Origin of the sequence: methane-oxidizing endosymbiont of Gigantopelta aegis, assembly GCF_016097405.1 — a bacterium.
In the GTDB taxonomy this organism is placed as follows: Bacteria; Pseudomonadota; Gammaproteobacteria; order Methylococcales; family Methylomonadaceae; genus Methylomarinum.
This window is the reverse complement of sequence record NZ_JAEHGD010000001.1, coordinates 900307-913007: the sequence shown is the minus strand read 5'-3', so window position 1 is coordinate 913007 and position 12701 is coordinate 900307. Positions and strand designations below refer to the sequence as shown.

12 protein-coding genes and 1 pseudogene are annotated in these 12701 nt (G+C 46.4%); 7 read left to right on the top strand and 6 right to left on the bottom strand.

Translation table 11 applies throughout. The features are described 5' to 3' along the window. The first annotated feature begins 13 nt into the window (after positions 1-13). From JEU20_RS04535 to lnt, 3 genes are all read left to right on the top strand, one after another. Complete coding sequence (locus JEU20_RS04535; RefSeq protein ID WP_198243842.1) at positions 14-352, top strand: P-II family nitrogen regulator; 339 nt, start codon at positions 14-16, stop codon at positions 350-352. Positions 353-389: 37 nt separating this feature from the next. After that, the gene (locus tag JEU20_RS04530) at positions 390-1637 is read left to right on the top strand and encodes an ammonium transporter (protein WP_198245880.1); all 1248 of its coding nucleotides are present in this window, start codon (positions 390-392) and stop codon (positions 1635-1637) included. A gap of 122 nt (positions 1638-1759) precedes the next feature. Continuing rightward, positions 1760-3259 carry an apolipoprotein N-acyltransferase gene (lnt, locus tag JEU20_RS04525; RefSeq protein ID WP_198243841.1) on the top strand — a complete coding sequence of 500 codons (1500 nt, stop codon included), beginning with the start codon at positions 1760-1762 and terminating at the stop codon, positions 3257-3259. Positions 3260-3280: 21 nt separating this feature from the next. On the opposite strand, the pseudogene JEU20_RS04520 reads toward lnt, so the two are convergent. The 6 genes and pseudogenes from JEU20_RS04520 to JEU20_RS04500 form a co-directional block, all read right to left on the bottom strand. Next, positions 3281-3556 (bottom strand): annotated as a pseudogene (locus JEU20_RS04520) (diguanylate cyclase domain-containing protein); the annotation flags it as partial. A gap of 141 nt (positions 3557-3697) precedes the next feature. Beyond that, positions 3698-3874, bottom strand: coding sequence for a hypothetical protein (locus JEU20_RS15810; protein WP_425356677.1), 177 nt, complete (start codon positions 3872-3874; stop codon positions 3698-3700). Next, complete coding sequence (locus JEU20_RS04515; RefSeq protein WP_425356676.1) at positions 3846-5180, bottom strand: IS3 family transposase; 1335 nt, start codon at positions 5178-5180, stop codon at positions 3846-3848. The genes JEU20_RS15810 and JEU20_RS04515 overlap by 29 nt, the downstream gene beginning before the upstream one ends. Before the next feature lie 14 nt (positions 5181-5194). Then, positions 5195-6028: a sensor domain-containing diguanylate cyclase gene (locus JEU20_RS04510; protein ID WP_198243840.1), complete on the bottom strand. Its 834-nt coding sequence runs from the start codon at positions 6026-6028 to the stop codon at positions 5195-5197. A 174-nt stretch (positions 6029-6202) separates the two neighbouring features. Next, positions 6203-6976: a ParA family protein gene (locus tag JEU20_RS04505; protein ID WP_198243839.1), complete on the bottom strand. Its 774-nt coding sequence runs from the start codon at positions 6974-6976 to the stop codon at positions 6203-6205. A 60-nt stretch (positions 6977-7036) separates the two neighbouring features. Further along, on the bottom strand, positions 7037-7525 hold the full coding sequence (locus JEU20_RS04500; protein ID WP_198243838.1) for a zinc ribbon-containing protein: 489 nt from the start codon (positions 7523-7525) through the stop codon (positions 7037-7039). An 81-nt stretch (positions 7526-7606) separates the two neighbouring features. On the opposite strand from JEU20_RS04500, the gene leuS reads away from it, so the two are divergent. From leuS to JEU20_RS04480, 4 genes are all read left to right on the top strand, one after another. Further along, complete coding sequence (gene leuS / locus JEU20_RS04495) at positions 7607-10057, top strand: leucine--tRNA ligase (RefSeq protein WP_198245876.1); 2451 nt, start codon at positions 7607-7609, stop codon at positions 10055-10057. Between the two features lie 4 nt (positions 10058-10061). Beyond that, the gene (locus tag JEU20_RS04490) at positions 10062-10559 is read left to right on the top strand and encodes an LPS-assembly lipoprotein LptE (protein WP_198243837.1); all 498 of its coding nucleotides are present in this window, start codon (positions 10062-10064) and stop codon (positions 10557-10559) included. Positions 10560-10564: 5 nt separating this feature from the next. Beyond that, complete coding sequence (holA, locus tag JEU20_RS04485) at positions 10565-11593, top strand: DNA polymerase III subunit delta (protein WP_198243836.1); 1029 nt, start codon at positions 10565-10567, stop codon at positions 11591-11593. 108 nt (positions 11594-11701) lie between these two features. Then, the coding region (locus JEU20_RS04480) for a multicopper oxidase domain-containing protein (protein WP_198243835.1) at positions 11702-12701 on the top strand (1000 nt) is incomplete at its 3' end.

Below are 12701 nucleotides of genomic sequence, written 5' to 3'. Positions count from 1 at the left end.
ATGCGAGGGAAAAATGAAATTAATAACCGCAATCATAAAACCATTCAAGCTAGATGATGTTAGGGAAGCATTGTCTGATTTGGGTATTTCCGGTCTGACAGCAACAGAAGTCAAGGGTTTTGGACGCCAGAAAGGCCACACCGAACTTTATCGCGGTGCTGAATATGTCGTGGATTTTTTGCCTAAAGTGAAGCTGGAAATCGCAGTTTCCGATGCTATGTTACAGCAAGCGATAGAAGCGATTATTGATGCGGCTAACACCGGAAAAATCGGTGATGGCAAGATTTTTGTGACCAATCTGGAACAAATTATTCGAATTCGGACAGGGGAATCTGGTGAAGACGCTATTTAAACAATTAAAAACAGGCTTAATACTTGTTTCACTGGCGATGATGCCGGGTATCGTATTTGGCGACGACCTCAATCAGGCGAATACCAGTTGGATCCTGACCTCGACAGCACTGGTCTTGTTTATGACTATACCTGGCCTGTCGCTTTTCTATGGTGGTCTGGTCAGAAGTAAAAATGTCTTATCGGTGTTGATGCAATGTTTTGCGATTACTTGCATGGTATCTTTGCTCTGGCTGTTGGGAGCATACAGTTTTATTTTTGCCGATGGTGGCGATTGGCAAAAGTTTTTGGGTGGTGCTGCAAAAGTGTTGATGTTGGATTTGGGTACCGAAACCTTAGCGGGCGATATTCCTGAAACCGTATTTTTTATGTTTCAGATGACCTTCGCCATTATTACCCCGGCATTGATTGTCGGTGGTTTTGCTGAGCGTATGCGGTTCTCTGCCATGCTGTGGTTTAGTGGTCTTTGGTTATTGCTGGTTTATGTGCCGGTTTGCCATTGGATTTGGGGTGGTGGTTGGTTGGCCGATATGGGCGTGAAGGATTTTGCAGGTGGTATCGTCATTCATGTTAATGCCGGTGTCGCAGCCTTGGTTGCTGCATTAGTGTTGGGTAATCGACGTGGATTTCCGACCACAGCCATGCCGCCGCATAATATGACTATGGTGGTTACCGGGGCGGGTATGTTGTGGGTTGGCTGGTTTGGCTTTAATGGCGGCAGCGCTTTGACGGCCGATGGCTCAGCCGGTATGGCAATACTGGTGACGCATATTGCGGCGGCGGCCGGCTCATTGACCTGGATGACGATCGAATGGCTGCGTTTTGGAAAACCGAGTGTATTAGGAATTGTAACGGGTATGGTTGCAGGTCTGGGGACGATAACGCCTGCTTCAGGATTTGTTGGACCGGTCGGTGGACTGGTTATTGGAATGACGGCTGGTTTTGTTTGTTTTTACGCTACTCAGTATGTCAAACGCCGCTTGAAAATTGATGACTCATTGGATGTGTTTCCGGTACATGGCATTGGCGGTATTTTTGGCTCAATTCTAACGGGTGTGTTTGCGGCAGAAAGCTTTGGCGGCTTGGGGCTTGGCGACGTCAGTATTTCCGAACAGGTCGGAGTGCAGGCGCTAGCCGTTGTGGTGACCATAATCTGGAGTGCTGTTTTTAGTTATGTGATATTAAAAGTATTAGATAGCTTGATCGGTCTGCGGGTCACAGCAGAAGAAGAAACCGAGGGTCTGGATATTACCCAGCACGAAGAAACCGGCTACCATAATCTTTAATCCGGCTTTGCTATCCATACGTCATTGTCTGACACGGCGATAGTAAGGCAGGGCTAATCTCTTATCGTCCCTCCAGTTATCTTACTGTGGGGACGCTTCCGCTTTTTCATAACGAAGAACTGATGCGCATAACATTAACATCGGAATGGCCGTGGCATATTTTTTCATTGATTGCAGGCTGTCTGTTAACGCTGGCGTTTGCGCCGTTTGAACTGGGTTACTTAGCGCTGCTTGTCATAGCCTTTGCTTATTTTAGTTGGAAAGATGTTACACCTGGCCGGGCTTTTCTGCGCGGTTATCTGTTCGGTCTGGGTTTGTTTGGCAGTGGTGTTTCCTGGGTTTATGTCAGTATTCATGATTATGGTGGTAGCAGTGTTTTTGGGGCACTGCTTTTAACCGGGGCATTCGTCTGTTTCTGGGCCTTGTTTCCGGCGTTGACGGCTTGGCTGTTTAATCATTTGACGCAAAAAATAGCGGTACCGGTTTTGGTTAGCCTCATTTTTGCCATCGTCTGGATTATGATTGAATATTTCCGTGGCGAATGGTTATTGAATGGCTTTCCCTGGCTACAAGTGGGCTATAGCCAATTAGATGGGCCTTTGGCAGGTTTTGTGCCGGTTTTTGGCAGTTATGGCGCTGGTGGTTTATTGCTGTTGTCAGCCGGATTGGTGGTTGAAATCATGCGGGATATGCGTAAACAGAGCCTGTTGTTGGGTTTTTTATTGTTTATCTGGATAAATGCTCTTGTATTACGTCAATTTGACTGGACGCATGAGGCAGCAAGGTCTCTGACTGTCAGTTTGATTCAAGGCAATATTCCGCAGGATAAAAAGTGGCAATCCGATGTTCGAGTCAAGACATTGCGCCGCTATCGAGAGCTGACACAACAACATGCTGAATCAGATTTAATTATTTGGCCGGAAACTGCGATTCCGGCTTATCAATCCCAAGTCGAAGATTTTTATTTACGGCCTTTGGCAGAATGGGCTAAACAGAATCAGGTTACCCTTGTCGCTGGTTTGCCCGACCGCAATCTGAAAACAGGACAAAATTACAATAAGCTTATTGCTCTAGGTGAGAATAGCGGGGCGTATAATAAAAATCATTTACTGCCGTTTGGTGAATATTTACCCTTACAACCGCTTTCAGGTTGGGTTTTAGATGCATTAGGGCTGCATTTAGGTAAATTTTCACCGGGGGGGCGATTGCAGCCACTCATTCAGGTTAAAGGTTATCCTTTCGCCAGTTCGATTTGTTACGAAGACGCATTCGCCTCTGTATTTTTACCCACCTTGCCGGCTGCGACCTTTCTGGTCAATGTCACCAACGATGCCTGGTTCGGTCATTCCATAGAAGCTCAGCAACATATGCAAATCGCTCGCGCTAGAGCGCTGGAAACAGGACGTTATTTATTGCGCGTGACCAATACCGGTATCACCGGTGTTGTAGCACCTAACGGAAAAATTGTTGCGCAATTGCCAGTCTTTAAAGAAGCGGTATTGACCCAACGCTTTACACCGCGCACTGGGATGACGCCTTTTGCCAATATTGGTAATGAGAAGATTATGATAGCGCTAACCTTAATATTAGGCTTTGTTATCGGTATGCAGAGATTAAGATAGGTCATAAACCCGGAGTCAGATTTAGGTATAAATAACAACTTCACCGCGTTTTTCTTTAGCCGTATAGAGCGCATTATCAGCTTTCTTAAGCAACTCTTCTATTTCTGAACCATGTTGTGGATACAAGCTGATACCGATACTGGCGCCAATCGATAATACGGTTCCTTTGATGTGGTAGGGCTTTGACAAGGTCTGAATCATCGCTTTAGCAAATGCAAAAACCTGTTCAGGGGAAGAAAAGGTTTTTAACAGGACTACAAATTCATCGCCTCCTAGCCGGGCAAGCAGGTCGGCTTTTTGTAAACATTTTCGCTAAATGTCAACCAACCTGTCGCATTTTTTGCAATAATTTACGAAATGAATTTTATTAAGCTGCTTGACATTCTGTTGTGTTGAAATTTTCCTTATCCGGATTAAGATAAACATGGCCAATGGGCGTTAAATTTCGTGTTTGTCGTCCATTCCATCGCTCTGGATTGTCTCTTTTTGCTTGCTCGATGACTCGTTTTCTTTTTCGAGTACGGCGCTGTCTAAGCCGTTATGGCGTTGGTTGGGTGTTACAAACTTGAGCGCACTGTGTTGATGTTCATTGTTGAACCAACAAACGAAAGTCAACCCAGTTCCTGGCTTCGCTTAATGTTTTAAAAGGGTTTTCTGGAAAGGTATGATGATATTTGACTGTTTTAAATAACGATTCTGAATAAGGATTATCATTACTGACACGAGGTCTGCTGAACGACGTGGCAATGTCTAAATCGACCAATTTGGCCCTTAATGTTGCGCCTTTCATCGGACTGCCGTTGTCAGAATGTATCACCAATTGCTTTTTGTCGATGTTTTCCCGGCGAGCGATATCTTCGATCAAATCAGCAGCGTGTGCGCTTGATTCGGCATCATGAACTTGCCAGCCTACGATTTTCCGACTATAGATGTCCATCACCATGTAGAGGTAAAAATACTGCCCTTTGACGGGGCTTAATAAATACGTAATATCCCACGAGTAGATTTGATTGGCCTGTGTGGCTTTGAGTGACTGCGGTTTATTATGCTGACCTGCGGCTCCTTTAGCTCTGTGCTTAAGCTGGTTGTGGGCTTTCATGACACGATAAAAGGTTGATTCTGATGCGAGATAGCAGCCCAAATCCAATAACCTCGGAACGATTTGATGCGGCGTTAAAGCGCTGTATTCCGGTTTATTAATCACGGTGATGATTTCTTGCTTGATGGCCTCGGATAATTGATTGTGCACAGGCGCTGTATTGTGCAGTCGTAGGTCTTCTGAGAGTCCTTCTCCCCGGTTCCAACGCTGATAGGTTCGAGCTGATATACCCACCAGTTCACAGGCTAATTTCTGCCGCGCTCCATTGTCAACGGCTTCATCAATGAGTGCGCTGTAGTGTTGGCGATCTGAGTAGGCGATTAATCGGCCGCCTTTTCCCCCAGATCGCTTGGCACTTTTTGATAACACCAGTAAAGCCGCTGTTTCTGATAACGCTTTCTCTTTGCGGTTTAGCTCCTTATGCAAACGCTTGTTTTCTTGTTTGAGTTTTGTTTGCGCCTGTTTATATACGGATTCTGTTGATTTAGATTCTGACAAAAATTCCGCTTTCCAGGTATTTAGATGATGTAAGTAGATGCCTTGTTCACGACAATAGGCGCTAGCCTGATCATCGGTGAGATGATGACAATGAACAATGGCTTCAAAACGTTCTACTGTATTCCAATCTTGAGGGCTTTTTTCTTTTGACATGTTTGACTCTGTTTTTTCGAGTTGATTTTTCTTAGCTAACCGAATCCATTTTTGAAGTGTGGAGTAACCCACACCTAAAGTAACTGCAATTTGCTTTAGCGATTGTTCTGGTCTTCTGGATAATGCTTTTTCTACTGATTGTACTTTAAATTCTTGGCTAAATACGCTCATTTTTGTCTCCTGATTTAAAATTTCCTAGGCGACAGGTATGTTGACATAGGGGGTTTTTGGGCTCGGCGTGCGACATGAATAAGAATCAGGTCGCCATAGTCATGGCCATAGTTGTCATTAATCTGTTTGAAATAATCAAGATCAATAAATAACAAGGCAAAAATATTATTCGTCTGCTTTGTTTCTTCGGCCAATTGCTGCATAAATTGTCGGCGGTTGGCAATGCCGGTTAATTCATCTTTATGGGATAACGCATGCAACTGTTCTTCAAACTTTTTGCGCTCAATAATATTGGCCATGGCCGCAGCCGTTGCTTCAAGGAAGTTCCGTTCCAGCTTTGAAGAATGGTGACCATGTTTGACATAAAGATTGAGTACCCCCAATACTTTGTCACCCAAGATAATCGGCATATTGTAATGGCCGTGTGGTGCCATGCCTTCCGGCCGTATATTGTGATCCTGATCAATACAATCTCGAAATATCAGTTGTTGTGTTTCGGCGGCTTTACCGCACAGGCACTGGCCAAACTGGATATGACGGCAGAGTGTTAATAAAGAGGTATTTAGATTATGGTCGGCTACCATGATGAGGCCGCGTTCCATTTCATCGACAAGAAACACACAACCCTTCTTTTCCAGTGTGAGCCAAGGAATATTCAGCACCAGCAATAAAATTCGTTGCATTTGTTCATTGAGTGGAAGCGGCAGTAGGGAAATATTGAGCATTTCATTCAGGGCTTCTTGAATATCGCTGCGTTGCTTTAATTCATTCAGTTGCGCTTCATATTTTTTTATTTGACGTATCAGTAGACTAACATCCTGTTTGATCTCGCTATATTCATTATCCATACAGGCCCTTTTTTAAACGGTAATACAAGTTTTCGAATGTAGCATATAACAGTATGAGTTTTAAGTGATGGATGTTGCTGGCTTACTTTTACTGGCTTTGTAAAAAAGCATAAGCCAAGCGTTGATAACCCGGAAAGGCTATCAACGCTGGTGTTTTTTGGCGGAAGGTATGTTTTAACGGTGAATTTCGGCGTATAAGGCTTTAAATTCGTCGGTCAGTTTGTGGTTAGGCGCAAAATGAACGAGTGGGGATGACTGACTATGGGATTCGCGGATTTTAACCGAGGGCGAAATCTTGCTGTCCAATACGGGGTGACCGGCCTCAATGAGTTCTTCCACTAATTGTCGTGGTAGATTAGCTTGTTTCTGGAATTGATTGACGACAATGCCTTCTACTTGTAAATCGGGGTTGTGGTCGGCTTTGACTTCGGCGACTGCATTCAGCATGGTGTAGAGTGCGTCACGGGCAAAGGTGTCACAGTCAAACGGAATCAGGCATTTTTCGGCGGCGATTAGGGCAGATTGGCTGTAAAAATTCAGGATCGGAGGTGTGTCGATATAGACTTGGTCAAAACCTTCGAGTTGTTCTAGTGTTTCTTTCAGTTTGAAAATTTTATAGCGTGAATCCAGCCTGCTTTGCAAGGCTTCCAGGTCGGGGTGTGCAGGCAGGACATATAAATTAGGAAATGGCGATTCATGAATCAGGTCTTCAAGTCCGGCCTTACCGCCGCCAAACAGGGCGATACCCAAGCAGTCTTTGAAAAAGTGGGCAACGGTTCTGTCGGCATCTTCCACACGACTGCCTAACAGATATTGGGTTGAGTTACATTGAACATCCAGATCAATCACCAGTGTTTTTTTGCCTTCAACAGCGGCGATAGCGGCCAGATTACAGGTGATGGTGGATTTTCCGACGCCGCCTTTTTGATTGAAGATGACCCTGCGCATGTTATTCCTCTAAAAGCAATTGGTTGAAAATAGGCATTATCAGACTTTAGACCTTTAATATCAAATACGACTGAAGGTTTTGCCGCCGCAGTTCGGGCAGTCAGGGATGATGCTAGGGCGTTTGAAGGCGATCACCTTGCCACATTGATTGCAGGTAAATGAGCCAGGACCTGTGACATCGCCACTTTGATAGGGGTGGTATTGTTTGGCTTCGTAGTCTAGTTTGGCCAGTTGTACGCGAGTTTTATCAGCCAATTCCATAAAGGCGTCAAAAGCGAAGTTTTCCAGTAATTCAATATCAAATTTCAGCCATTCAGTCAGTGATTCTTCATCTTGAACCGGCTGTTCGTGCTGGGCCGCATGTTCAATGTCACGCATGACGGCATCGCCGGTTTTGTCCAGGTCTTTCTGGCTGGCGCCTGTTGATTCGGCGGTCTTTTGTTTGGCGATTTCGAGAGCTTCGGCCAATGAGTGTGCGGTATTGTCTAATGCCTCGTGCAAGTGTTTGACGATGGCGTTATAAATTTCAATCAATTTGTTTTCGGTCATGTCAGGCTCCTTAAAATGACGCTTTGGATTTAGGCTTGTCTAGGTTATTCTAACGCTTTTGAGCGGCAAATGACGAGCAGGATGGAAGAAAATTACAAACCTTTAGCGATTGAAGAAAAAATTCAGCAACATTGGGCGCAATCCGGCATTTTTAAGGCAACTGAGGATTCAGACAAGGAAAAATATTATTGTCTGTCCATGTTTCCTTATCCTAGTGGCAATTTGCACATGGGGCATGTCAGAAATTACACCATTGGCGATGTGATCAGTCGTTTTCAGCGCATGCTGGGCAAAAACGTGATGCAGCCGATGGGGTGGGATGCGTTTGGTTTGCCGGCGGAAAATGCAGCCATGAAAAACAAGGTACATCCGGCCGACTGGACGTATCGTAACATCAACTATATGCGTGCGCAGTTACAACGCTTAGGCTTTGGCTACGATTGGGAACGGGAGTTGGCGACTTGTGATCCATCCTATTATCGTTGGGAGCAATGGTTTTTTCTCAGATTATTGGAAAAAGGCTTGGTTTATAAGAAAACCTCGCCGGTTAACTGGTGTCCTCACGATCAGACGGTACTGGCCAATGAACAGGTCATTGATGGCTGTTGCTGGCGCTGTGATACCCAGGTTGTAAAAAAAGAAATTTCGCAATGGTTTCTTAAAATCACCGCCTATGCCGATGAGTTGCTGGCCGATCTTGATAAGCTTGACGGCTGGCCGGAGCAGGTTAAAACCATGCAGGCGAACTGGATTGGCAAGTCGCAAGGTGTGGAAATGGACTTTAGTGTTGAAGGCACAGATGAGCCTATCCGAATTTATACCACGCGCCCCGATACTGTAATGGGCGTTACCTATGTAGCGGTGGCGGCAGAACACCCATTGGCTTTGGCGGCAGCTGAAAACAATCCGGCTATTCAGGCCTTTCTAGATGAGTGTAAGGTCATGGAAACCTCCGAAGCAGCGCTGGAAACCATGGAAAAGAAAGGTATTGATTCCGGTTTTAAAGCGATTCATCCAATTACGGGTGAGCCGGTTACTGTGTGGATCGCCAATTTTGTCCTGATGACATACGGCACGGGTGCGGTGATGTCGGTGCCAGCGCATGATCAGCGTGATTATGAATTTGCCAAAAAATACAATATTCCTCTGAAACAGGTGATTTTTTCGGCCGAGGGTGGTGATGACTCGATTGCAGAGCAGGCGTTTACTGCAAAAGGCATCTTGAAAAACTCCGGCCCGTTTGACGGGTTGACATCTGAACAAGCCGTCGATGCGATTGCTGATTATCTGGAAAAAGCCGGCAAAGGGCAGCGTAAAACCAATTATCGCCTCCGTGACTGGGGGGTATCCCGGCAGCGTTACTGGGGCGCGCCGGTGCCGGTGATTTATTGTGATGATTGCGGCACGGTGGCGGTGCCGGATCAGGACTTGCCCGTAGAATTACCGCGTGATGTGGTGCTCGATGGTTCGCAATCACCCTTAGCGGCACATCCAACGTTTCCCCATGTCGATTGTCCTGAATGCGGCAAGCCTGCGCGACGTGATACCGATACCTTTGACACCTTCATGGAATCATCCTGGTATTTTGCCCGCTATGCGGGCGCAAGCGATGAGGCCATGCTGTCTGAAGCCGTCAATTACTGGCTGCCGGTTGATCATTATATTGGCGGTATCGAGCATGCGATTTTACATTTATTGTATGCGCGTTTTTATACCAAACTATTGCGGGATGAAGGGTTAGTTAAGGTTGATGAGCCCTTTAAAAACTTGTTGACGCAAGGCATGGTGTTGAAAGATGGCGCCAAAATGTCAAAATCCAAAGGTAATACCGTTGATCCACAGGAATTGATTGACCGCTATGGTGCCGATACCGTCAGATTATTTATCATGTTCGCCGCACCGCCAGAGCAATCGCTGGAATGGTCGGATTCCGGTGTTGAAGGTGCATTCCGTTTTATGAAACGATTGTGGCGTCAGGTTTATCTACATGTCTCGCAAGGTCTGCCGACTGAGCATATGGATAAAGGCCAATTGAGCGATGGTCAAAAAGCAATGCGTCGGCGCCTGCACCAGACGGTGCAGAAAGTGACCGATGATATGGGACGGCGGTTTATTTTTAATACGGCCATTGCGGCTAATATGGAACTGCTTAATGCGTTGGCAAAATTCGAGGATGATTCCGATAACGGTCGAGCTATTCGACAGGAAGCGCTGGAAAATATCGTGCTGATGCTGTCGCCTGTTGTGCCACATGTCTGTCAGGTATTGTGGGAACAGCTCGGTCACTCGGATGATATTGTGGTCGCACCTTGGCCTAAGGTCGATGAATCGGCGTTACAGCAAGACAGCCTTGAGATGGTGATTCAGGTCAATGGTAAGTTACGCAGCAAGTTGCAGGCGCCGGTTTCCGCTAGTCGTGAAGCGATTGAGGAAATGGCCTTGGCTGATGCCAAAATTCAGTCGTATATCGACGGAAAAACCATCAGAAAGGTGATCGTGGTGCCGAAAAAACTCGTCAACATTGTGGTTTAAAACCATGCAAAAGCTCCACACATTTTCTGCGTTTATTTTTGTTATGCTATTCGGGTTGACGGCTTGTGGCTATCACTTACGTGGTAGTATCGACCTGCCTGAGCAATTGGAACGAGTCGCGATGCAGTCGGCATCTACTAATCTTCAGAATGCCATGAAACAACTGTTGCGGGGTAGCGGGGCCAAGTTGGTCGCGCGGCCCTCTGCTGCCAGCCTAGTCATTCAATTGCAACAAGAAGATATGCAGCGGCGTGTATTATCACTGGATTCGACAGGGCGGGCCAATGAATTTGAATTGACCTATCGGCTGCGCTATCAGCTGTTGAATGCAAAAGGCAAGCCGCTAGTCGATAAACCGTTGGTGGCCGAATTGCATCGAACTTATTTTAATGATCAAGTGGAAATTCTGGCCAAAAGCAATGAAGAAAATGTGATTCGGCAGGAGCTCTACCGGCAGGCGGCCGAGCGGATTCTGTCGCAGGCGCAAGCCATTTTAAAATAGACCGCATGCGACTCAAGCCCGATCAACTCCAGGCAGCTATCAATCGCCAATTATTACCGGTCTATTTTATTTGCGGTGATGAACCGTTACAAAGTGGCGAAGCCGCCGACATCGTTCGCGCGGCGGCCAAACAGGCCGGGTTTTCTCAGCGTGAAGTACTGACGGTCGAAAACGAGCAATTCAATTGGGCTTTGTTGCACGAACAGGCCGCCTCGTTATCCATTTTTGCCGATAAAAAGCTGATTGATTTGCGTCTGCCATCCGGAAAACCCGGTGTGACCGGCGGCAAGGCGCTGGAAGCCTATTGCCAAGCCCTTCCTCAAGAGACAGTGTTACTGATTACGGCGGGAAAAATCGCTTCAGCGGCACAGAAATCGCGTTGGTTTCAAGCGTTGGATAAGGTCGGCGCGGTGATTCAGGTCTGGCCATTACAGGGGCGGGAATTAGTGCAATGGTTGAAAACACGCAGCATCAAACGTGGGCTGAAACTCAATGACGAGGCGCTGCAATGGCTGGCTATTCGGATTGAAGGTAATATGCTGGCGGCCGCGCAGGAAATTGAAAAGCTGTATATCCTGCATGGCTCGGAAGGCGTGACCCGACAACAACTGGAACAACAGGTTGTGGACCATGCCCGCTTTGATGTTTTTAAACTGGCTGAGGCGTTGGTGGCCGGACAGCTTAACAAAGCAACCCGGATTCTGGCAGGATTAAAGGCTGAAGCCGTCGCCGCGCCGGTCGTATTATGGGCGATCAGTCGGGAAGCGCGAATCCTGTTGCAGCTCAAACAGGGATGGCAGCAAAGCGCTAACCGTAGCCATTTGTTCCGCCAACTGCAAATCTGGGAATCAAAGCAAAGTCTCTATCAATCTGCCATTCAGCGCTTGTCCCAAGCGCACATGGAAACCATTTTGCTGAACTGTGCGCTGGCCGATCGCCAGATCAAAGGCCAAAGCGGCGGCGATTATTGGGAAACATTCTTCGAACAAATCGTATTGTTCTGTCGGCCGGAGAAGGTACTAAGACCGGTTTGAAAGCACGGAGTCAGGTTTTGTTTTAGACGCGGTAAAGCATAAAGTGCTAGAGATATTTCTATTTAGGCATATAATTATAAGCTTATATAGTCTAAGAAGGAGAGTCCTATGAGCCGCATGATCAATATTCAGCGCCGCCATTTTTTACAGTATGCAGGTATCACTACCGCTGCAGCGGCTTTTCCGGGGTTAACGCAAGCGATGAACCCGGTCGTCAGTAACAGGCCATCACCTGATTTTCATCCTGATGTAGAAATCGAATTCAAGCTAGAACCGGTGAGCATCCCCATTTTCAAGGGGCCTGAAACCCGAGTCTGGAAAGTGTTTGGGCAGGTATTAAAAGGTTCGCAGCAATCATTGGAGAATCTGCCCGGTTCTTATCTTGCGCCCACACTGCATTTGCAGACTGGACAGAAAGTCAGGATATATCTAAGAAACAATTTACCCGCCGAAACGATTTTGCACTGGCATGGTCTGCATGTTCCTTCCAAAATGGACGGTAATCCGATGTATGCCATCCATCATGGCGATTCCTTCATTTATGAGTTCGAAATTCTTAATCGAGCGGGTACCTACTGGTATCATTCGCATACCCATAGCGTGACGGCTAAACAGGTTTATTCTGGGCTCGCGGGGTTGATTATTGTCAATGACCCGGAGGAACAGGCGCTCAGTTTGCCTAAAGGCGCTTATGATGTGCCGCTTGTTATTCAAGATCGTAGTTTTGACAGTAATAACCAGCTACATTATTCGAATCACATGATGCAGCGTATGCACGGGTTTTTAGGCAATAGAATCATGATTAACGGTGAGCCTGATTTTGTTCTGCCGGTTGAAAACCGTTCTTACCGCTTACGTTTATTAAATGGGTCTAATTCCAGAATTTACAAACTGGCCTGGGATGATGGTTCTCCAGTGACACTTATTGGAACCGATGGTGGACTGATATCAGCTCCGAAGACCCTACCTTATATCATGTTGGCACCTGCAGAAAGGCGCGAATTATGGGTTGATTTCAGTGATAAGCCTGTGGGTACTGAATTGACTTTACGCAGTATTCCATTTTCCGGTGCTTCCATGCATGGCGGCATGATGGGTGGTGGCATGA